This window comes from Spirochaeta isovalerica (assembly GCF_014207565.1).
GTDB classification, from domain to species: Bacteria; Spirochaetota; Spirochaetia; order DSM-2461; family DSM-2461; genus Spirochaeta_F; species Spirochaeta_F isovalerica.
The window spans coordinates 37,460-59,830 of record NZ_JACHGJ010000011.1 but is presented as its reverse complement, the minus strand read 5'-3'; the positions used below and the strand labels follow the sequence as shown (position 1 = coordinate 59,830).

Annotated in this window: 23 protein-coding genes; 11 read left to right on the top strand and 12 right to left on the bottom strand. The window is 40.6% G+C overall.

Translation table 11 applies throughout. The annotated features are described in order from the left end of the window. Positions 1-16 precede the first annotated feature (16 nt). Complete coding sequence (locus HNR50_RS20055) at positions 17-1,153, bottom strand: P-loop NTPase (RefSeq protein WP_184748588.1); 1,137 nt, start codon at positions 1,151-1,153, stop codon at positions 17-19. 99 nt (positions 1,154-1,252) lie between these two features. Here HNR50_RS20055 and HNR50_RS20050 point away from each other — a divergent pair, with 99 nt between their 5' ends. From HNR50_RS20050 to HNR50_RS20025, 6 genes are all read left to right on the top strand, one after another. Beyond that, positions 1,253-2,671, top strand: a complete 1,419-nt coding sequence (locus HNR50_RS20050) for a S41 family peptidase (RefSeq protein WP_184748587.1) — start codon at positions 1,253-1,255, stop codon at positions 2,669-2,671. Next, on the top strand, positions 2,668-3,069 hold the full coding sequence (locus HNR50_RS20045) for a secondary thiamine-phosphate synthase enzyme YjbQ (RefSeq protein WP_184748586.1): 402 nt from the start codon (positions 2,668-2,670) through the stop codon (positions 3,067-3,069). Before HNR50_RS20050 ends, HNR50_RS20045 begins: the two co-directional genes overlap by 4 nt. Positions 3,070-3,071: 2 nt before the next feature. After that, on the top strand, positions 3,072-3,827 hold the full coding sequence (locus HNR50_RS20040) for an RsmE family RNA methyltransferase (RefSeq protein ID WP_281389154.1): 756 nt from the start codon (positions 3,072-3,074) through the stop codon (positions 3,825-3,827). Further along, complete coding sequence (locus HNR50_RS20035) at positions 3,809-4,561, top strand: WecB/TagA/CpsF family glycosyltransferase (protein WP_184748584.1); 753 nt, start codon at positions 3,809-3,811, stop codon at positions 4,559-4,561. Before HNR50_RS20040 ends, HNR50_RS20035 begins: the two co-directional genes overlap by 19 nt. Positions 4,562-4,568: 7 nt before the next feature. Further along, positions 4,569-5,009 carry an FxsA family protein gene (locus HNR50_RS20030; protein ID WP_184748583.1) on the top strand — a complete coding sequence of 147 codons (441 nt, stop codon included), beginning with the start codon at positions 4,569-4,571 and terminating at the stop codon, positions 5,007-5,009. Between the two features lie 73 nt (positions 5,010-5,082). After that, positions 5,083-6,204 (top strand): sigma-54-dependent transcriptional regulator, encoded by a 1,122-nt coding sequence (locus HNR50_RS20025; protein WP_184748582.1) that lies wholly within the window; start codon positions 5,083-5,085, stop codon positions 6,202-6,204. Here the strand turns inward: HNR50_RS20025 and HNR50_RS20020 are convergent. Next, a complete protein-coding gene (locus tag HNR50_RS20020; RefSeq protein ID WP_184748581.1) occupies positions 6,198-6,680 on the bottom strand; it encodes a hypothetical protein in 483 nt (160 codons plus the stop codon). The genes HNR50_RS20025 and HNR50_RS20020 overlap by 7 nt on opposite strands. A 172-nt stretch (positions 6,681-6,852) precedes the next feature. Here HNR50_RS20020 and HNR50_RS20015 point away from each other — a divergent pair, with 172 nt between their 5' ends. Then, positions 6,853-7,407 (top strand): STAS domain-containing protein, encoded by a 555-nt coding sequence (locus HNR50_RS20015; protein WP_184748580.1) that lies wholly within the window; start codon positions 6,853-6,855, stop codon positions 7,405-7,407. A 50-nt stretch (positions 7,408-7,457) separates the two neighbouring features. Continuing rightward, positions 7,458-8,096, top strand: a complete 639-nt coding sequence (locus HNR50_RS20010; RefSeq protein WP_184748579.1) for a winged helix-turn-helix domain-containing protein — start codon at positions 7,458-7,460, stop codon at positions 8,094-8,096. A 244-nt stretch (positions 8,097-8,340) separates the two neighbouring features. Here the strand turns inward: HNR50_RS20010 and murA are convergent, their stop codons facing one another. Beyond that, positions 8,341-9,624, bottom strand: coding sequence for a UDP-N-acetylglucosamine 1-carboxyvinyltransferase (murA, locus tag HNR50_RS20005; RefSeq protein WP_184748578.1), 1,284 nt, complete (start codon positions 9,622-9,624; stop codon positions 8,341-8,343). 101 nt (positions 9,625-9,725) lie between these two features. Between murA and HNR50_RS20000 the strand changes: the two genes are divergently transcribed. Both HNR50_RS20000 and thrC read left to right on the top strand, forming a co-directional pair. Then, positions 9,726-11,099 carry an aspartate kinase gene (locus tag HNR50_RS20000; RefSeq protein WP_184748577.1) on the top strand — a complete coding sequence of 458 codons (1,374 nt, stop codon included), beginning with the start codon at positions 9,726-9,728 and terminating at the stop codon, positions 11,097-11,099. A gap of 19 nt (positions 11,100-11,118) precedes the next feature. After that, complete coding sequence (gene thrC / locus HNR50_RS19995; RefSeq protein WP_184748576.1) at positions 11,119-12,420, top strand: threonine synthase; 1,302 nt, start codon at positions 11,119-11,121, stop codon at positions 12,418-12,420. A 189-nt stretch (positions 12,421-12,609) separates the two neighbouring features. Here the strand turns inward: thrC and jag are convergent, their stop codons facing one another. The 9 genes from jag to dnaA form a co-directional block, all read right to left on the bottom strand. Then, positions 12,610-13,281, bottom strand: coding sequence for an RNA-binding cell elongation regulator Jag/EloR (gene jag / locus HNR50_RS19990; RefSeq protein WP_184748575.1), 672 nt, complete (start codon positions 13,279-13,281; stop codon positions 12,610-12,612). A gap of 44 nt (positions 13,282-13,325) precedes the next feature. Next, entirely contained in the window at positions 13,326-15,017 is a 1,692-nt protein-coding gene (gene yidC / locus HNR50_RS19985; RefSeq protein WP_184748574.1) for a membrane protein insertase YidC, read from the bottom strand. A gap of 16 nt (positions 15,018-15,033) precedes the next feature. Further along, positions 15,034-15,231 (bottom strand): membrane protein insertion efficiency factor YidD, encoded by a 198-nt coding sequence (gene yidD / locus HNR50_RS19980; RefSeq protein ID WP_343060249.1) that lies wholly within the window; start codon positions 15,229-15,231, stop codon positions 15,034-15,036. A 19-nt stretch (positions 15,232-15,250) separates the two neighbouring features. Further along, entirely contained in the window at positions 15,251-15,598 is a 348-nt protein-coding gene (gene rnpA, locus HNR50_RS19975; RefSeq protein ID WP_184748573.1) for a ribonuclease P protein component, read from the bottom strand. Continuing rightward, a complete protein-coding gene (rpmH, locus tag HNR50_RS19970) occupies positions 15,579-15,734 on the bottom strand; it encodes a 50S ribosomal protein L34 (RefSeq protein ID WP_184748572.1) in 156 nt (51 codons plus the stop codon). The genes rnpA and rpmH overlap by 20 nt, the downstream gene beginning before the upstream one ends. Before the next feature lie 97 nt (positions 15,735-15,831). Further along, positions 15,832-16,284 carry a DciA family protein gene (locus tag HNR50_RS19965; RefSeq protein WP_184748571.1) on the bottom strand — a complete coding sequence of 151 codons (453 nt, stop codon included), beginning with the start codon at positions 16,282-16,284 and terminating at the stop codon, positions 15,832-15,834. Next, entirely contained in the window at positions 16,277-17,362 is a 1,086-nt protein-coding gene (recF, locus tag HNR50_RS19960; RefSeq protein WP_184748570.1) for a DNA replication/repair protein RecF, read from the bottom strand. Before recF ends, HNR50_RS19965 begins: the two co-directional genes overlap by 8 nt. A gap of 2 nt (positions 17,363-17,364) precedes the next feature. After that, positions 17,365-18,471: a DNA polymerase III subunit beta gene (dnaN, locus tag HNR50_RS19955; protein WP_184748569.1), complete on the bottom strand. Its 1,107-nt coding sequence runs from the start codon at positions 18,469-18,471 to the stop codon at positions 17,365-17,367. A 212-nt stretch (positions 18,472-18,683) separates the two neighbouring features. Continuing rightward, on the bottom strand, positions 18,684-20,081 hold the full coding sequence (gene dnaA, locus HNR50_RS19950; RefSeq protein ID WP_184748568.1) for a chromosomal replication initiator protein DnaA: 1,398 nt from the start codon (positions 20,079-20,081) through the stop codon (positions 18,684-18,686). A 374-nt stretch (positions 20,082-20,455) separates the two neighbouring features. On the opposite strand from dnaA, the gene gyrB reads away from it, so the two are divergent. Further along, the gene (gyrB, locus tag HNR50_RS19945) at positions 20,456-22,363 is read left to right on the top strand and encodes a DNA topoisomerase (ATP-hydrolyzing) subunit B (protein WP_184748567.1); all 1,908 of its coding nucleotides are present in this window, start codon (positions 20,456-20,458) and stop codon (positions 22,361-22,363) included. Positions 22,364-22,371 lie beyond the last annotated feature (8 nt).

Genomic DNA, 22,371 nt, shown 5'->3' with positions numbered 1-22,371 from the left:
TGTTTTTCCTTATTAGTTACTTTCTTTTATTGTTTTTTACAAACTGGTTTTTCAAAAACCGGTTCTCTCTTCTCAGCATATTCAGTTCGAACTGCTGGCTTTTTATCGTATCAATCAAATCTCCCTGAGTCAGAGCGCCGCAGTCGAGGAGCTCTTCCAGTGACTGCATCTTGGAGTTGAAGTCAGTCTCCGCTTCCAGCTCGGCTATCTGGAAAGACGTCTCACTCTCATCAAATGTCAGCGGCCGGGGCGCCAGATCGTTTTCCTGTTCCAGGATTTTGTCGGCAATGCGGAAAATAGCCTGTGACAGAACCGACTGGGGCTTATAGGACACAATCGGCAACCGAGAATTAAGAGCTACCGTCTGCAGCTCGTCCCGGTACATCACGCCGAGATGATCGAGGTTGATTCCCAGGTACTCCCGGCAGGAATGGCGGAGCTTACCTGCTTTATTCGCGTCTTTAGGATCTTCGAGCATATTGAGAATCAGTCTCGGCTGGAGGCTCTTTATCCTCTCTTCGTATAAAGCGTGGCTTTCCGGATCGATTTTCTTTATGTTTTCCACCAGCCGGGGAATAAAGACCTTCTGAAGCGACTCGCCGTCTTTCCTCAGAGACTCCAGATATTGAAAGGCCGGAGATTTCCTGGGAAAGGAGGCGCTCATGATTCTGAAAACGGCATTTTTCAGAAACAGGTAGGCATTGAGCGTCGCTGTCAGAGTCGGGGTGGTAACAATCAGTCCCTGCCCCGAAAGCAGAAACATATCCATCGTATTGAAGCTGGTTCCGGCCCCCAGGTCGGCGATTAGATAATCCGCATCGAGAGTAAGAAGCTTTCTGATCAGCTTTTTTTTCTGGGTCGCGCTGATATTGGCAGCTCCGGGAAGTTCGGCTTCACCGGGAATGAAGAGGAGGTTTTTGTAATCCGTTTCGTAAATAATCTCGTCGATAGTGGTGAAAGGTTTGTTGAGAAGAGTCCCTATCCCTTTTTCGGGAATGCGGTTTCCCAGAATGAGATGGAGATTGGATCCTCCCAGATCCAGATCGGCGAGAACGACTTTTTTACCGGCTTTGGCCAGGGCGATGGAGAGATTCGCGGCGACTAAGGATTTTCCCACGCCCCCTTTTCCGCTGGCTATGGACAGAATCTGCATCTGGTCTCCTTTCTTTTTCTGTTATTATATTATAATGTACACAGAGTAATTTTAAGTTTGTTAGTATAAACCGGTCAAGTAAGGCCTTAGAGGATTGTTATGAAAAGAAAGAGAGAAAGATTAATCTGGGCGGGGGTCACATCGACATTGCTTGTCGCTGTCGTTATACTCCTTTTCGCCTTCAGGGCGCCCTCCGTTGCAGCACAGAACAGTTTCACATACAACCGGGAAGTTGAGAAGTACATGAATCTTCTCAAAAACGCCTATTATTACATTTTAAATAATTATGTGGAGGAAGTTCCGCCGGAAGACCTGTTCAAAGGAGCCATGAACGGACTTTTTGAAAGTCTTGATGATCCCTATTCGGTTTATCTCGACGAACTGGCGGTTCAGAACCTGACCGATACGACCCAGGGGAAATTCGGCGGTGTCGGTTTGTACATTTCCAAATCCCTCATCTTTGATGAGGATAATCCCTATGGCCGAAAGCCCTATGTAGAAGTTGTCTCGCCGATAGAAGGAACGCCGGCATTCAGAGCAGGCATTCACTCGGGTGACTACATTTATAAAATTGATGGTGAATCGGCCAAAGATCTGACAACAAGTGAAGTCTCCGATCTGCTCAGAGGCACTCCCGGCACACCTGTTGATGTGACAATCCTCAGAGGAGAAAGCATCACTTTCGATGTGACACTTGTCAGAGACAACATAGAAATACCCACCGTCAAAGAGGATATGATCGATGACGAAATCGCCTATATGAGAATCATCCAGTTCACTCCCTACACGGCGAAGCGCATTGAAGATGCCATAAAAACCTTTAAACGGAACCGCTATGAAGGGCTTATTATTGATCTTCGCGGGAATCCCGGGGGTCTTCTCTCGTCAGTTGTGGAAATTGCTGATTATTTTTTCGACAACGGCACAATTGTCAGCACTAAATCACGTATAGAAGACGAAAATGAGGTTTTTACTGCAAAAAGAGGAACTCTTGTCGATGAAGATATCCCCATAGTTGTTATTATCGATAACGGTTCCGCTTCGGCTTCAGAAATCCTGACCGGAGCACTGAAAGATAGAAACAGAGCTGTTGTCGTAGGTCAGACAAGTTACGGAAAAGGGTCGGTGCAGACCATGGTCGGCCTGGGAGAAAGCGCCATAAAACTCACTATGGCCCGTTATTATACACCTTCAGGAATCAGCATAGATAAAACCGGAATCGATCCCGATGTGCCTGTAGAGCTACCCGAATTCACTGACGAAGAACTGGAATCCTACTCCAGACTCCTTGAAAAGAACACGATAAGAGAGTTCGTACAGGATAGTGAAGTCAACGACAGAACAATCGCCAGTTTCATCAAAGAATTGAGAAATGATAATATCATTCTCTCCGATACGACGATCCGGAGACTGATCAATTCGGAAGTGAACCGCATGTCGGACAATCCTCCGGTTTTCGATATGGAGTACGATGAATCTCTCCAGAAGGCCGTGGAACTGCTGAAAGAAAAGTTATGAGCTACAGTGAAATACCTATAAAAACTCCCGAGCGGACTATCATGATCGATATTTCCCCGCAAGTTCAGGCGGCGGTTTCCGCCACCGGACTTGAAGAAGGAATCGCTGTCGTCTACTGCCCTCATACGACAGCCGGAATTACCATCAATGAAAATGCCGATCCTGCTGTAAAAAAGGATATGATCCGATCGCTCAACAAACTGATACCCTATCAAGCGGGTTACACCCATCTGGAAGGAAATTCCGATGCCCATATAAAAGCGACTTTAACCGGTTTGTCCGTTACCGTACCAGTATTTGGCGGCCGGCTGGCTCTGGGAACATGGCAGGGTATATATTTCTGTGAATATGACGGACCCAGAAACCGGAGATTCATAGTAAAATCTGTAAACGGATAAGTATGAGACAGTTTATTTTACCAAATGAGTTTTCCGGAGATGATACTCTAACTTTGACAGGTGAAAGCTTTCATTATCTCTGCCGGGTTCTCAGAAAAAAAGAAGGCGATACTTTTCCCGGTCTGGACAGACAAGGGAATCACTGGAATATCGTGATCAGCAAAATAGAAGAAGACTCATGCCGCCTCAATGTCAGTCCCGATAAAACTTCGAGGAGAAAACTGACTGAAATAACACTTGTTCAGTGTTTGCCGAAAGGTAAAAAGATGGATCTTGTCATCCGCCAGGCTGTTGAATCGGGCGTTTCCCGTATCATCCCAGTTGAAAGCGACCACGCCGTTCCCCGTTTTGAAAACGATAAAGACAGAAACAAAAAAAGGGAGCGGTGGGAGAAGATTGCCCTGGAAGCTATGCAGCAAAGCGGTTCGGAAATAGTCCCGGAAATCTGTAAGCCAGTCAAAATGGAAAGATTATTCGATTATACAGGAATAAAAAGTCTGGGACTTTTCTGCCATCAGGAGAGGATTGACCACAATTCCCTACATCAGTATCTTAATGAGACCCCCGATGAGGTTTTTATAGTGATCGGCCCGGAGGGGGGATTATCAGATCGGGAAGTGGAGATCCTTTTCGAGAGAGATTTTAAACCGGTTTACCTGGGAGACAATATTTTGAGAACAGAAACAGCAGCCCTTTTTGCAACGGCTGCTGTCAAAGTTCTATTACTGGAGAATGAAAAATGGAGTCTGAAAGACTGAACAGCCGCATCAACTTTATGAAAGTTCCCCTGGATATTCTCGAAGAAAAGAATCTGGAGGAAAAAATTCTGGAATTACTGCAGAATGATAAATCCAATCAGATAGTTCTTTTAAGCTTTGCCGATTATATTAAAGCTCGGAACAGCAGAGAATTCAGAACTCTTTTGAATAAAGCATCCCTTGTATTGCCATCATCATCCCTGATCACAGGGGGGATAAAATTTCTTTACGGCCGCGAATCATCAGTCTATATCAATTATGATCTTGTTTTGAAGATTCTGAGCATACTGGAAAGAAACGGAAAATCCATATATATCATCGGTTCCAACAGAAAAACGATTATGACGTCGGAAAAAAACCTTAAGGATTCCTATCCCGGTCTTCATCTCGTTGGAAGAAGCAGCAGTTTCTACAATAAAGAGAGTGAAAAAGATATAACCCTGGCTATTAAAAAATCTTCACCTTCTCTTCTGCTGGCGGGAAGCGGACTGAAAGGAAAAAATTACTGGCTCTACCGCAACTGCGATAAATTCAATCCCGGCCTGACTCTATGGAGCCCTGACTGCTTTGAAATCTTTTCAGGTAAAAAGAAAAGGCCTTCAAAGAGAGTCTCAAAACGTTTTTTCTCGAGACTGGGTAGGTCGATTCTCAAACCCTGGCGGATTTTTTATATTTTCCCCTACTTGATGTTCCATATAAACCTGATTGTCTACAGACTTTTCAAAAATAAATGAGGTTTTCATGCTAAGCGTTCAGTATATTCTTTCTTTATTTAAAGATACTAAAGCCGTTCAGATACTTTTTTTTCTTATGGGAGCGGCTATAATTCAGATAGTGGATCTCATCCTCACACTTTTTCTGACTCACCTCTTCGGAGATTTTCTCATACTCGCTCTTATCAGCTGCCTGTCTCTGGCTGGACTTTTCTTCTCTTATCTGAGCGTAAGCAATAGAATAAGCAAGATTAACGAAAGCTGTCTCGACGGCTGTTTTCCCGAAACTCTTTTTCATAAACTGTCGGGAGCATTCCTTGCGGCTCTGCTTCTGTTCATGCCCGGATTTGTTTCTTCAATAATCGGTTTCTTTATACTTCTGCCGCCTCTGTCCGTTCCGGCAGGTAAATACCTGTCAGTAAAAAGCGATACCGACTGGCATACTGTCTACGAGTATATGAAGATCTGATTAGGGACAATTGGAAAAATAACTTTCCCTTTACCTTCCTTTCCGACTCTTCTCATTGATGTATAATCTTCCCATGTTCCGCTTATTTTACATTGATAGAGATCCTGATTACTACAATGATCTGATCTGCTGGCTCCCTGAATACTGCACTCTCCACAATCTTCTCCTTCAGGATATTGAATCACGACTGCCGCCGCTGAAATGGGAAACAGATATACTTCTGATCAACCCCGAATACACAGGGCACAGCGTGGATTTTCTCTCAGAGCTCATAGAAAGACTTCTGCCCGTACCTCTGATATTTCTGTCCGATACAACGGAACTTCCTTTTGTTGTATCGCTGATGAAAACAGGAGCCCATTCCTTTCTCAATAAAAGAAAAGACAAAAGCATTCTCATAGAAACCATAAAACAGATTATCTATAACATGCCCGATCATTCGGATTCGGAATCGGAAATACTGCTCCCGGAGCTTGTTGGAACATCTTCCCATATTCAAAAGCTCAAAAAAGATATTATCAGATTGAGATCCAGTTCCATTCATATCCATTTAACCGGCGAAACCGGTACGGGAAAAGAAATGGCCGCCAGAGCCATACATAAATGCCGGTCGGATCAGAAAAAAAAGCTGTTTGCTCTGAACTGCGGCTCTCTTGCGGAAAACCTGGTCGAATCGGAACTCTTCGGTACAAGAAAAGGAGCTTTCACCGATGCTGTAGAAAGAGCCGGACTGTTCGAGACCGCCGACGGTTCAACCCTGATGCTCGATGAAGTGAGTGAATTATCCAAAACGGCTCAAGTGAAACTGCTGAGAGTTCTAGAATACGGAACTTTCAACAGAGTGGGAGGGACAAAAGAGTTGAAATCTGACTTTCAACTTATTACAGCGTCAAACCGCAACTTGAGAGATGAAGTCAGCAAGGGGAACTTCAGAGAAGATTTATTTTACAGAATTACGACGCTAATTATTAATATACCTCCCTTAAGGGCCCGAAAAGAGGATATCGGTGAACTATCGCGGCATTTTCTGAAAATAAATAAAAGTGAAAGAAAAATAACGGCCGGTGCTATGAACAAATTAAAAGATCACTCCTGGCCGGGCAATATCAGAGAACTGAAACAGGTGATTGAAAGGGCCGATCATTTTTCATGGCAGAATAAAGCCATTGAACCGAAGCATATTGTTTTCTACTGAATCTTTCTTAAATAGTCCGCATCAATCACAGCTTTCAGAACGCCCTGTTCCATAACATAAGAGCTCAATTTACCAATTACGAGGATTCTGTCGTTCTGTACAAAAATTTCGTCAGAGACAACCCTGGGCGTTCTTCCGGGAAAACGTGATTCCCACTCCTTTCCGTTAATATTGACGATACAGGAGTAATTTTCAACTTTATCGAGACCAATCCACTTTCCGTTGACGACATGAAGATCCAGTATGAGATCGTTGTCGGACCTTTCAATCTCCATGATTGACGAAACAGTTCCGTTGATAACAATGAATTTTTCAGAATTTATGATCTCATCCAGTTCTGAAGGCTTTAAACGGCTCAGGACTTCCAGAGAAATATCCGGATTGAGAAAATCAGATAGATCATTAGTCGTCTGGGCCGTCAGAAAGGAAAGGGCAAAGGGAATTAATATAATAAATGATGAAATTATTCTTTTCACAGGCATTACCTCTCTAAAAATAATAAACGGCTCAATAAAGTTTTACAATTGTATTTGAAATATGAAGTGAAATAATATCTATAATATTTGACAAAAAGGATGCCGATAAATAGAATAGAAATTGATACATTTTGAATACTTCACTTTCAATATGTGAAAATGAAGGGGTAGCATGAGCAACAACAACAATATCGTACCGGGTTTTGACGAAGAAAAAGATGATAGCCTCAAAATAAGACTACAGAGTATACCGACAACAAAAGGATGCCTAGTCCTTTATTTAACCGGATATATCGATACATACAATTCGAACTTTTTCCAGAAGCGTGTAACCAAGGCTATTGAAGCCGGTTTTACAAAGCTCATTTTCCATTGCGGTGGATTGAATTACGTCTCCAGTACCGGTATAGGATCTTTCACAGCTTTTCTGAAATCTGTTAAACCCCGCGGCGGTGATCTGGTCCTACTTGAGATACAGCCTAAAGTTTACGAAGTATTTCAGCTTCTCGGTTTTTCCCAGTTTTTCAATATCCAGGATAGTCTGGATGAAGCTGTCGAATTTTTCGGACCTGACGGAACGGCGCCTAAAAGCGATGTTTTTCCGAAAATTTTCCGCTGTCCTATTTGTTCCAAAAAACTTAAAGCCAGCCGGGCCGGCAGATTCCGATGCAGTGAATGTAAAACAATACTTGCTATTGATAACAGCGGCCAGGTTTTCCTGGGTTGATGTAAAAGGGTCTTTAAGACCCTTTTTTTTATTATAAGCGGGCCATATAAATGAGGAAGATATTAAATATAATCAATCCCGAAAGCGAACTTGATTATCTTATCTCCGAATTATCAGAAGATAATTACACTCCCTTCACTTATGTAATCACGGAAAAGCCCTACAAATCTTCCGATATAATTCTTGCTTCCTTCCGTGAAATATCAGATAAAAGAAATTTGTTCAAAGAATATGATTTTATCCCCTTTATAGTTTATGGACAGATCTCCCTCATCAGCCGTGCCTTTTCTCTGGGAGCATCAGATTTTATCAAAGCGCCTTTTGTGCTTGATGAATTGAATAGCAGAGCTTTAAAAATCTTCAATTATGACAGGCTAAGCATCAAGGGAGAGACAGCTTTTTTCGATTTATCCGGTATTCATTTCAGAGAAAACTCAATCTCTTTAACGGAAATGGAATATAAGATACTTCACCTTCTTGTCTCCAACAAAAACAGAATTGTAGGGCGGGAGACATTTATCTACAGATTAGGCCTGGGAGAGGATAAAAGCCGCTCTCTCGATGTCCATATCAATTCACTGAGAAAAAAGCTATTTTTCCTGATGAAAGACCTCTCTGAAGATAATTTCATTATAAAGACTGTCAGGGGAAAGGGTTATACGATTAATACACAATTTACTTGTGGATAACTTGTTAAAAACTTTTCAAAAGAGTGGAACAAGTTATTAATAAATTTGATTAATTTTGAGATTTATGAGATCCGTAAACAAATAATTCCTTTCTATATAATCAATTAAAAAATAAGTTATAACTAATATAATGAATTCAAGCCTTGTGGAAAAGCTGTGGATGAATTCTGAATTTCTCTAATAAATTGTGGATAAAAAAAGCCCGGTACCGAATTTACCGGGCTGATCCTGTGGAAATGTGAATTTATTCGTCTTTTACCCGCTTAATGCGTGCACCCAGAGAATTCAAACGGTTTGCAATGTCTTCATAACCCCTTTCAATCTGATAGACATTATGAATTTCACTTTGTCCCTGAGCGCAGAGAGCGGCTATAACCATAGCCATTCCTGCTCTGACGTCCGGAGATACCAGACTGTCGCCCCGAAGCCGTCTGGGGCCTGTTATTACTGCTCTATGGGGATCGCAGAGAATGATACCCGCACCCATTCCTATCAGTTTGTCCACAAAAAACATTCTGGACTCGAACATTTTCTCATGGATAAGTATTGTTCCCTCAACCTGCGTAGCGACAACCGTCATGATGCTCAGAAGATCCGGTGGAAAACCGGGCCAGGGAGCGTCATCGATATGAGGGATACTTCCTCCGAGATCGGCTACTATTTTCATCTTCTGGTTGGAAGGAACAAATACGGAATTTTCATCCTGCTGCCAGTTAATACCCATTTTGTTAAAACCGAGACGGGTCATTCTCAGGTAATGGGGATCAGCATCGTTTATCTCAAGTTCTCCGCCTGTTACGGCACATAAACCAATTAGAGAGCCGACTTCCATAAAATCAGCTCCGATATTAAATTCCGTTCCCGATAGTTTACCTTTTCCCTGGATTTTGAGAATGTTGGATCCGATACCGGAAATATCAGCTCCCATGGCATTGAGCATATTGCAGAGATCCTGGATATGGGGCTCCGAAGCACAATTGGAGAGAATGGTTTCCCCTTCTGCCAATACAGCAGCCATAATGGCGTTTTCCGTTGCCGTAACAGATGCCTCATCGAGAAAAATATCCTGTCCGATCAGTTTGTTGGCTGTAAGTTTGAAAACACCGTCAATCTCAACGCGGGCACCAAGCTCGGAAAGCGCCAGAAAATGGGTATCCAGTCGTCTCCGGCCTATGACATCGCCTCCCGGTGGGGGAAGAATGACTTTACCTGTTCTGGCCAGAATGGGACCGGCAAAAAGTATGGAGGCTCTCACCTTTCCGCATATCTCAGCCGGGAGCTCGCTGGTTTTTATATCATTGGTTTTGACTCTGTATTTATGATCGCTGATTTTTTCAACATCCGACCCCAGATGTCTGAGAATATCAAACATAACCAGAACATCTTCAATCTCCGGTATGTTGCTCAGAATAACATCTTCATCGCTCAAAAGAGTGGCGGCGATGCAGGGAAGAGCGGCATTTTTATTGCCGTTAGCCTTGATTTTCCCTTTTATGGGAAAGCCGCCCTCAATAATATATTTATGCATGGAAAACACCTTTTTGTTGATATATTCAAGATTTATATATTTTCTAATCTGACTAGAAAAAGATATAGTATGGGTTAAATAACATCAATAGAGGAAATCTCATGAAGGTGCAGAAATTCGGCGGGAGCTCTCTCGCCGACGGAGACAGAATTAAAAATACAGTCAAAATTATTCAATCGGAAAACGAGAGGGTTTTCGTCGTTCTTTCTGCCATGAAAGGGATAACCAACCTGCTGCTCGAAGCCTCTTCCAGCGCTGAAAATGGTGATAAAAACTACATAAACAACCTGCAAGCAATCAGAGATCAGCATTATAACGCAATTGAAGTGCTTTTCGAGGGGAAGGACAAGCAGCCTGTTATTGAATCGGTAAACACACTTATCGGAGAACTGAAAGATATTCTTCATGGTGTGGAACTGGTTCAGGAGTGTTCGCTCAGAACCGGAGATCTAATTATGAGTTTCGGTGAGCGGCTCAATTGTACTGTCACGGCGGCCTATTTCAATTCTCTCGGACAAAAATCGGAAATGGCCGATGCCAGAGATATGATTGTGACAGATGATCATTACGGAAGCAGCAATGTTTTTCTGGACAGAAGCTACAGCAGGATTCGCGAAAGACTGTCCGATCCTGAAACACTATATATAATTACCGGTTTTATCGCCTCATCTGAGAAGGGTATAACGACAACACTCGGCCGAAACGGCAGCGATTATACCGCTTCTCTTATCGGTGCGGCCATGAATGCTGATATTGTGGAAATATGGACAGATGTTAACGGTGTTCTAACGGCGGATCCCAGGATTGTGGATAATGCCCATACTATTCCGAGATTAACCATAGAAGAAGCTATGGAGCTTTCATATTTCGGTGCTGAAGTTATTCACCCTTACACTCTTATGCCCACAGTGGAAAAAAATATACCGGTCGTAATCAAAAATACTCTCAATCCATCTAATAAAGGAACAATAATCGGGACAGGACCGGTTATCAGAGAGAGAGCCATTACTGGAATAGCATCCATTGACAGTGTTTCCTTTATCAATGTGGAAGGGGGTGGTATGCTCGGTATCCCCGGTATAGCTTCTTCCATTTTCAGCGCCCTGGCTGAAGCTGGTGTCAATATTATCATGATTACCCAGGCGTCTTCAGAGCACAGTATCTGCATAGTAATTCGCTCTTCGGAAGTCGAAAAAGCCGTCAGTTATCTTGAGAAGAAACTTGAATATGAAATCAAAACAAAAAAAATAAATAGAATTGATGTAAAAAACAACCTTGAAATAATTGCTGTGATCGGAGAGAACATGAAGGGTATGACCGGCATATCGGGAAAACTTTTCAGTTCACTTGGAAACAGCGGAGTCAACATCCTGGCCATAGCCCAGGGGTCTTCAGAGCGCAACATATCTCTGGTTATAGAAAACAGAGACAAGGAAACGGCTCTGAATACCATTCACAAAACATTTATTGCCTAGATTTTTCCAAGGAGTTTTTATGCATTTTTACAGTACAAGAAATTCAGACGATATGGTCGATTTTTCCACAGCCCTCTTCCAGGGACTGGCTCCCGACGGAGGACTCTATATTCCGGCAGAACAGGCTGATTTAAGTGTCATTTTCAGCAGATTCGGGAATGAAACATCTTTTACGGAAATTGCCGGAGAGATGATTTTCAGTCTGCTCAGATCTACTTTCAACCGGAGCCAGTCATTTGACATAGCAGAAAAGGCTTTCCCTTTTTCACCTGAAATCACTGAACTGCAAAATAATATTTCCATCCTCGAACTCTTTCATGGAAAAAGTTGCGCATTCAAGGATTTCGGAGCTTCCTTTCTCGCCCAGTCAATGGATACTCTTCTGAAAAAAAGAGAGAGAAAAGCTGTTATCCTTACAGCGACTTCCGGTGATACAGGATCGGCAGTAGCCCAGGCCTTTGTCGGTAAAAACAATATTGAAGTCGTCATACTTTATCCTTCAGGAAGGGTCAGTCCACTTCAGGAAAAACAGCTAACAACACTGGGAGAAAATATCAGAGCCCTCGAAGTAAAAGGTTCCTTTGATGATTGCCAGAAAATGGTAAAGGATGCTTTTGTCGATAAAGATATTACTGATAAAATTACCCTTTCTTCAGCCAATTCCATAAATCTGGGACGATTGATCCCTCAGTCTTTTTATTATGTCTGGGCCTACTCCCGAATAAAGGATCATGCCCCAGAAACAGTTTTTACCGTACCAAGCGGTAATTTCGGAAATCTGACTGCCGGACTTTATGCCCAGTCCTGGGGGTTACCGATTTCCCGTTTTGTCGCAGCAACTAATGCCAATGATGTTGTACCGAAATATCTTGAAGACGGCTTTTATAACCCCATGGCTTCCGTTCACACCATTTCAAATGCCATGGATGTCGGTGCTCCAAGCAACTACGAGAGAATGTTTCATCTTTTTAAGGGGAAAGTGGAAAATTTCCGTAATAAAATTTCCGCTTACAGAGTCGACGATACAACAACAGAAGACACTATTAAAGAAGTTTATGAAAAAGAGAAGTATATAATGTGTCCACATACAGCTGTGGGATACAAAGCAGCTCGATTATTCCAAAAGGACAATGGAGATCAGCCCCTAATGGTTCTTTCGACGGCTCATCCGGGAAAATTCACTGAAGTTATCGAAAAAGTTATCTCTGTTAAACCTGAACTTCCCGAAGAACTCCGTAAACTGGAGAGAAGAGAAAAAGTATCAGTAATCATTGAGAACACATCTGAATCTCTAAAGGATTTTTTATTAACAACTTATTAACAACTGAAGCTTTGTTATTCTGAAAATACTGTCTGAATTTCTATTAATAAAAATTCAGACAGTATACTTTTTATAAGGGATTAGTGAATATTTATAAAATTCAGGGAATAAAAATTCAGAAAATAAAAAAACAGGAAGCCATAAGCTTCCTGTTTTAAAATTATAAACATTTTTTCCACAAGTAAATCTTTATTCTCTACTGCCTTTGTAGATGATTCTCACCTGCTTGTAGAGTCCGTCACCTTCACTCTTTGTTATTACATCATTCATATCATTGAGCGCTGTATGGATGAGCCTTCTTTCAAAGGGATTCATCGGCTCGAGGAGTTTGGAATTCTTTGAACGGCAAACCTGTTCAGCTGTTTTTCTCGCCATTCTGACAATACTGTCTTCTCTCCGTCTCCTGTAGTTCTCAGAATCAATAATAACCCTTGCCGGCTTTTCATCGGAAGGAGTTATCTTTCCCAGATAAACATTGGCCAGTAACTGGATAGCATCCATATTCTTTCCTTTCTTGCCGATAAGAATAGCCGAATGCTCTGATTTTATATCCAGACCTATTTTTCTTTCATCGCGGAAATTCACTGAAACCGAACCGGGATAACCCATCTTTTCAATGATATTTGTCACAAATACCGCTGTTTCTTTTTCCAGATCCCCTTCAAAATCAATTTTCTGATGAGGGACTCCGGTAGATTCATCTTCCACATGTACGCGGATTTTGACTGAACCTCTTTTAAAAATTCCGTTCGATACTGTTTCTAAAATTTCAACATCAAACTCATCCTGTTGAAGACCGAGTTCTGAGACAGCCTTTGAAATAGCCTCTTTCTCGGTTTTACCTTCAAATTCTTTTATCATAGTCAACTCCTGGTTGCTTTCGTTTTCCTTTCAGGAGCTCACTTTCAGGATTGCGCCGCCTTTTTTTTGTTAATGACATATTGCTGCGCCGCTGACAGAACGTTTGTTACGGTCCAGTACAGGAGAAGTCCCGACGGCATGTCATAAAGAATGAAAAAGAACATTATCGGCATACCTAAAGTAAGCATTTTCATCTGCGAATTACTCTGTCCGCCTGCTGCTGCAGTGCCGGCCTGAGTGATTCTGGACATCACCAGCTGCGTTCCCAGATAAAGGAAAGGAAGAAGCCTCACGGCTGTCCATCCAAGAAGAGGTATGGCAAAAGGTAATGTAAATATGGATTCGGGACTGGAAAGATTATCAATCCATCCGGGGATGAACGACGCGCCTCTCAATCCGAAATAGCTGTTCAGCAAACCGTAAAGAGCAAAAAAGATCGGCATCTGCACCAGCATAGGCAGACACCCGCCTAAAGGATTGACACCTTCTTCTTTATAAAGCTCCGCAGTTGCCATATTGAGCTTCTGTGGATCATTCTTATACTGATCCTGGAGTTTCTTCAGCTTGGGCTGTATAGCCTGCATCTTACTGGTAGACTCAAAGCTCTTATGAGTTACAGGATAAAAAATAATCTTAATTAATAAAGTTAGCAATATAATGGCAATACCGTAGTTCGGTATAAGCTTATTAAAGAAAATTAGAATGTATTTAAGGATATTTGAAAGCCATCCGAGACCGGGAATAGTCGATGAATCAATGACTTCATCAAAATGACTTTCGCTCAGACCGAACTGATTAGTTTCACTGCTTTCATATTTTTTCAGTATCTCAGTATTTTTCGGTCCCGCATAAACATAATAACTGCTGTCAGTTCTGCTTCCAGATAAATTACTGGTCAAATGGAGTTCGGAAGAATTATTATAACCGCTTAATGTATTCTTTTCCCAGGTAATAGCGCTGGTTCTATCTTCGGGAACAATAATCAATGAGAAATACTTCCCGTTGATTGAAGCCCAATCGACTTGATTGGTGATGGTTTCCACATCGCCTTTAAGTTTGTGATTCTCTTTTTTCCCGTCGCTATAGGAATAATACCGTCTCAGTTCATTTCTGTTATCAAGTTTGGTAAAAGTTGGACCGATGTCAGGTCCGAAAGAAAGAGAATAACTGCTATAGGGAGCATCGACCAGGGTTACATCAATTTTAAAAAGATATTCCTGATCGGAAAATGTGTATCGTTTGACAACTCTGAAAACTTCATCACTGCCTGTTTTACGGAAATCTCTGTAAAATTCATGAACTCCGTTGCCTTTGTTCTCATAATGAAAATTTTCAGTCAGAAACTGATTGAATTTTTCATCAAAACTGATGTTGAAGGCATTGTAATCGCCATCTCCCTTATTAATCATGTCAATTGGAAGATTTGTGGCATAATCCAAATGGTCTTTCAGAACCAGAGAAGTTATAACGGCTCCGCTGTTGCTGAATTCAACAGACAAAACATCTGTATCAACTTTTACTGTTCTTGCAGGAACAACCTCATCGACCGCTTCAAAATCGATTGTTACAGTCTCTGCAGGTTCCGCTGTAGTCTCCTGTTCAACTGTTTCAACCGCTGCAGCTGCTTCAGTCTCTTCAATTACAGGCGCGGGAGGTGCCAGTTTGTTCTGAAGCAGATACCCCCCTGTCATAACTATGACTGACAGAATAACTGCCAAAAGCGTTCGTTTGTCCATTTAATCTCCCATATCCTTATGGTAAAGGATCATATCCACCCGGATTAAATGGGTGGCATTTTGTAATTCTTTTAATAGATAAATAAGACCCTTTAAAAGGGCCGTATTTTTTTACCGCTTCCAGCGAATAAGTAGAACATGTAGGGTAAAATCTGCAGCTGTTCGGCAATAGCGGAGAAATCACTTTTTTATAGAATAGAATAATACCAATCAAGAGATACTTGATTATATTTTTAAGAAACTTTAACAAGATCTCCCCTTTTCATTAAGGAATAAAACTGTTTTTTTCTTTCGATAAAAGTTAAATTGCCAGGATACAAGACAACGATTATATCGTATCCGGAAATAAGAGAATCTTTTGATTCTCTATATATTTCTCTCAATACCCTTTTGGCCTTGTTCCGCTCAACAGAATTACCGTACTTTCTCACCAGAGCTACGGCAAAACGGTTAAAGGCCAGACCGTTTGAAACGTAAATCAATTTGGCTCCTCTGGAGGAAATATGTTTTCCTTCAGAGAAAACCCGTTTCAGATCTGACCTTTTCCCTAAACGTTCATTCTTAGTAAGGCTTTTTCTCATCTGATATAGAAAGTTTTGTTCTGCCTTTTCTTCTTCTTCTGGCAAGAACAGCTCTACCGGATTTAGTCTTCATTCTGGCCCGAAATCCGAATTTTCTATTTCTTTTTACCTTACTGGGCTGATATGTTCTTTTCATCTTAATACTCCTGTATATGGATAAAGAATTTTATTTGGCGAAATTTACAATTCCAGTTAATATAAATTTTAAATTCGCCACATGTCAACTCTCCCGATTAAAGTTGAGACCTTTTCTTCATGTCCCGTAAAAGATCTCTGAAATTCTCGTTATCAATCGACTCAATTACGTCCTGTTTTTTTTCAGCGCTTTCTCTTATTGCTTTTTCATCTCCGGGAAAAGATATGTTTTTCCTATCTTCCCTCTGTTTTACGTATTCGGGATTTTTTACAAACATCCTCATGTCCCCGATTTGCAGCTGAGGATAATTTCGCCTTACTTTTCCAAGAATTTCACTGTATTTCATCTGCAGGAGCTGTATTATGGCGGGATGATCAACTTCGATCAGAAGAGAATTGTTTTCAATATCGACTATTCTGGAATATTGAGAGAGTTTTTGACCGGCTAATTTTTCCCAGGATCCAAAAAAACCAGCATAGTCACCGGAATTCGGATCTCCTGACTGAGAGAAAAATGGAAGATTTCTTAACAGATCTCCGGCTTTATCCACGTTTTTTGAAGCCTCCCGATTTCACTTCATAAACCATTGTATTTTCTTTGTGGTAATTTACATAGTCTTCATTGGGCAGAAAGGTGAAAAATGCCTGTTCATAAGGCGGCAGATTTTCTAGAATGCGAATTCTTTTTTCCCTGTCCAGCTCCAGTAAAACATCATCTAACAGCAGAAGGGGTTTTCTTCCGGTAGTGCGGGAATAGAATTCAGCCTGGATAATCCTCAGGATAAGGGAGATCAATCTCATCTGACCCGTCGATCCTATCTGAGAAAAATCACTGTCTCTGTGAAGAAAAAGAAGTTTGTCCCTGTGAGGTCCTGAAGAGGAGACGCCATTGAGAATCTCATATTTCCGCTTATTTCTGATAAAATTCAGAATTTCATCTTTTTCATTCATTCCCGACCACGTCGATTGATACTGTATCGCCACTAGTTCTTTGAATTTGGCAATTTCACTGAATTTATCTTTGAAAAATGGTTCGAAAAGACTGGTTATTTCTTCTCTTTTCTTCTGAATTTCCATACCGAGTTCCACAAACTGCTCATCATATACGTCAAGCAGAGCAGTATTATTCTCCCTGAGAAGATGGTTTCTCGTTTTGAGAATTTTTTTATATTTGCGCAGCAGATCGATGTAATAGGGGTTGTAAAGACTGAGAGTCTGATCGAGGAAAAGCCTCCGTTTTTCAGGAGGGCCGTTAACAAATCCTATGTCATCATGACAGAAAATAATACAGGGCTGGTTTCTGATTATATCTTTTCTGTCAGTGATGGTTTTCCCATTCAGGCGGATATTTTTAACTCTGTTCTTCCAGGAAATGGCAATTTCATTGATATCTTCCCTTGATTTGAAGTAGGAGGCTGAAGCGCTGAAAAAACTCTCATCATTTTTACAGAGAATGCTATCTTCTCTGGTTCTGAATGACGTCCCGTAACAGAGATAATAGACTGATTCGAGAATATTTGTTTTTCCCTGTCCGTTTTCACCGACAAAAAAAACTTCCGGAGCATCGGTATTCAGTTCACACTGTTTAATATTCCGGAAGTTTATCAGTTTTATTGCTGTTACAGGCAATTTTAATCCATCTGCATTGGCATTATGATATGAAAATAATTTTTCTGAGGTACGGAATTAAGAGTGATAGCTCTATTAGCTTCTGTAAAATCAATTCTGATTTCCTCGTCTTCTATGACTCTCAGCGGATCCTGAAGATACTGGCAATTTAATGCGATAGTCAGATCGGGACCATTGTAGACACAGGAAAAATCCTCTTTAGCCACCCCGATATCACTCTCTTCCGATTTAAGTGAGATTGTTTCTCCTGATACAGTGAGAAAAATCCTCTTGGACTTCTGTTCGGCTAAAAGGGAAACACGTTTCAAAGCATCGGAAAAGTCTCTTTTACTGATGGTAATACTGTAATCCTGTTTTTCGGGTATGACGCGATTGTAATTGGGAAACTGGCCGTCAATCAGAGTTGAGTAGACTTTCTGATTATCGAATTTAACATAAAGCGTTTTCTCTGAAACGGCAATGGAAAGATTTCCTTCACCGGAGGATAATTTTTTCACGAGATTGAGAATTTTAGAGGGAATAATCACCCCGTTAAAATCATCGATGGGATTTTCAGAAGTCTCGGAAATATAGGAAAGCCGTCTTCCGTCAGTCGCGACCATAATGATTTCTTCCCCGTTTTTCTCCATATAGACACCATTCATAAAATATCTGGTCTCATCATCGGAGATGGAAAAAACAGTCTGAGAAATCATTTCATTGAATTTACTCTGGGGAAACTCAAAATAATGCTCTTCTCCGATATCCTGAATTTCCGGAAATTTTTCAGAAGAAATGGTTTTGAGCTGAAAATCGATCTTTTTATCAACTGGTTTGATTACCAGCTTCTCGTTATCTTTCAGAAGAAAATCAATATCCCCTTCCGGTAATGAGCGAAGTATTCCAAGAAATTTATCACAAAAAACTGAAGTGCTTCCCGAAACTTCAACATGTACTGGAATTCTGGTTTCAAAACCGACTTTGAGATCAGTAGCCCTTATAATTAGCGAATCGTCAATGGCTTCAATCATTACATTAGAGAGGATAGACAGAGCATTTCTTGAGGAAATTATCTCATGTGCTATGGAAATTTCCTTGAGAATAACGTTTTTTTCACAATTGAATTTCATTTTCAAATTCTCCTAAATTTTTTTATAAAAAACAGTAGTTGTAGTAGTAGGCCTTGTGAATTTGTGGATAACCAAACAAATCTATAGATAATCACATTTTATCCAATACTAAACTTCTGTATAAATGGCCTCGGGAATTCACAGAATTCACAGTCTTTCTAAAGTAAAGCGGATTATACAGAATTTATCCACTGAATTATATCACTTATTAACTAATTATTACCATGTTCTTTTACGGACCGTATTAAATTCATCACCAGTGGCTCGAGTGTCGAGTCGGTTTTCATTCTGTCTTCAATTCTCTGACAGGAATGCATAACCGTTGTATGGTCCCTTCCTCCGAATTCAAGACCGATTTCCGTAGTGGAAAAGTCGGTAATCTCCCTGATAATATACATACATATCTGCCTGGGATAGGTAATAACTTTTGTCCTTTTTTTACCTTTGAGATCGTTTGGAGTGATATTGAAGTATTCGGATACGATTCTCTGTACACGATCAATAGTAATATTTGCCTGTATAGGAGCATTAAAAGCCTGTTTAAGCTGGTTCTGGGCAATTTCGAGAGTAATATTTTTCCCGACCAGTTCAGCATAGGCTATCAATTTCGTCAGAGCCGCTTTGAGATCCCTGATATTGGTCGTTATGTTTTTACTTATAAGTTCCATGACTTCTTCAGGAATATTGCTATGGCTGTTTTCATTCATATTCTTGAGAATAGCCAGTCTTGTTTCATAATTAGGAGGCTGGAGATCGACATTAAGACCCATTTCAAAACGGCTTTTTAGGCGGTTAGCAAAGTTAACCAGTTCGGAAGGCGGACGGTCAATGGTAAATACCATTTGCTTATTGGCATCATAAAGGGCGTTAAAAGTATGAAAAAGTTCATCCTGAGTACTTTCTTTACTGTGAAATTCGTGAATGTCGTCAATAAGAAGGACGTCAACATTGTTTCTGTACTTGTTTTTAAAGGCCTGCTGTGATCCTTTCTGAACGGCTTGCACGAATTCTGAAACAAAAGTTTCAGCTGAAATAAATACGATTTTTTTTCCATTCATTTTCTGATAAATGGAATTTCCAATTGACTGCATCAAGTGGGTTTTGCCCATACCGACACCGCCATAAATCAAACAGGGGTTGTAGTTGGCTCCGGGGTTATCGGCTATTCCCTTTGCCGCGTTCGCGGCGAATTCATTATTGTTACCAATAATAAAATTATCGAAAGTATAATCTTCCCTTAACTGTGGATGGGATCGTCTTACTTCTTTTACAGATATTTCCTGTCCTTTCTCACTAAAGGAAGGTCGATTCTGGGCCTTTTCTTCTTTCTCCGGAATTACAATCTCGGTTTTCTGAATAATTTCAAATTCGAGTTTTAATTTTCTTCCGGAAAGTTCGAAAAGCTTATTTTCCAGAATATCCAGATACCTTTGAATAACCTGATCTTTGTAAAAATTGGAAGGAACACTGACAGTTATGGTTGATTCGGAGCTCCTCACATAATTGATATTAGTGAACCACATATCAAATTCCTGGCTGCTTATCAATTTTTCCTCTTTAAGCTGCTTAATCGATTCTTTCCAGAAAATGCTGAAATCGTAGGAACTCATAATCTCTCCATAAACCATATTATTAAGAATTTCCGCAAATTGTAAATAATTAATTAATATATATGCCTGTGGATAAGTGTTTCCGGTATCTTTGTAATTACTTGACAGAGAAGCACTTAATTTTTTTCCACAGAATAAATTCAAATAAAATACATATTAACGATATATTTGATATTGTAATTGTTTATATAGTAAATAAATATTGGTATTTATCCACATGTTATACAAAGTCAAAGCGAATATAGTTTATTTGAGAAATCATAGAGTTGCAAGCGCTTATCGACCTTTACTTTTTCACTATCAGTCGATATACTGATTTATCTTTTCACACGAACATTTTATATGTATAAAATTATGCAAACAGGTAGTTAATCATGCAGAATAATTATGATGCTCAACATATCCAGGTACTTAAAGGGCTGGAAGCTGTCCGGAAAAGACCGGGAATGTATATCGGTTCAACAGGACCTGACGGTTTACATCATCTTGTTTATGAAATAGTCGATAACAGTATAGATGAAGCTCTTGCCGGATTTTGTACGGAAATCAAAGTCTGTATAGAAGATGGTAACAGTATCTCTGTTATTGATAATGGACGAGGAATTCCTGTCGATATCCACCCCGTTGAGAAAATAAGTGCTCTTGAAATGGTTATGACTAAACTTCATGCCGGTGGAAAATTCGACGGCAGCACTTATAAAGTCTCGGGAGGTCTACACGGAGTAGGTGCTTCTGTCGTTAATGCGCTTTCAACCTGGTGTGAAGTTGATGTTCACAGACTGGGAAAAGTTCATGTGCAGAGGTATAAGAGGGGAATACCCGATGGACCTGTTGCTGTAGAAGGAACTACGGATATCCGCGGAACCAGAACGAGATTTCAGCCCGATCCTACTATTTTTGATGAGTGTGAATACTCATTCGATATCCTTTCAAAGCGTCTGAGAGAACTTGCGTTCCTGAATAAAGGGATAAAAATCGTTCTGAAAGACGAAAGAGCCGGTTTGGAGAAAGAGAGAGAATTCATGTTCGAGGGAGGCGTAAAATCCTTTGTACAGTATCTCAATAAAAATAAAGAACCTCTTCATGAGGAACCCATATATTTTGAATTTTTGAAAGACATGGTAACTGTTGAACTGGCAATGCAGTACAATCACGGCTACACGGAAAATATCTTCACTTTTGCCAATAATATAAACACGAAAGAAGGGGGAACCCATCTTTCCGGTTTTAAAGCGGCGCTGACAAGAACAATTAATGAATTGTTGAAAAATTCAAAAATATCAAAAAAGTTCGATGAAAGCCTTTCCGGTGATGACGTCAGAGAAGGTTTGACCTGTGTTTTATCGGTAAAAATACCCGATCCTCAGTTTGAAGGTCAGACGAAGACAAAACTGGGCAACTCCGAGGTCAGGGGAATTACAGATTCCATTGTCTCCGAGAGACTGACCAATTATTTTGAAGAAAACCCTGAAATTGTCGATGTCATACTGGAAAAATGTTTAACAGCGGCTAAAGCCAGAGCAGCTGCCAAGCGTGCCAGAGAGATGACCAGAAGAAAAGGATTCCTTGAATCGACAAGTCTTCCGGGAAAACTGGCTGACTGTTCCGATAGAAATCCCGAAAACTGTGAAGTTTATATTGTTGAGGGAGATTCTGCTGGTGGAAGCGCTAAGATGGGAAGAGACAGGTCATTTCAGGCTATTCTTCCTCTCTGGGGAAAAATGCTCAATGTAGAGAAAACCAGAATTGAGAAAGTAATTAGTAATGAAAAGATGCTTCCAATAATTACGGCTTTAGGAGCCAGTATCGGTAGTACTTTTGATCTGTCAAAACTGCGATATCATAAAGTTATCATTATGGCTGATGCCGATGTTGACGGATCGCATATCAGAACTCTTCTCTTAACTTTCTTTTTCCGGTATATGACACCGCTTATTGAAAACGGTCATGTTTATCTGGCCATGCCTCCTCTCTATAAGATTGTTGCTGATAAAAAAATCAATTATGTCTATGATGATGCTCAAAAGGACAGGCTTCTGAAAGAACTCAATATGTCTGAAGATAAACTCAATATTCAAAGATATAAAGGTTTGGGAGAAATGAACCCCGACCAGCTCTGGGAGACGACAATGGATCCCGACAGAAGATTGATAAAACAGGTTAAACTTGAAGATTTTGTTGCAGCAGATGAGATGTTTACAACTTTGATGGGTGAAGAAGTACCGCCGAGACGAAAGTTTATTGAAGATAATGCCTTATCTGTTTCCAATCTTGATGTTTAATTAAATAA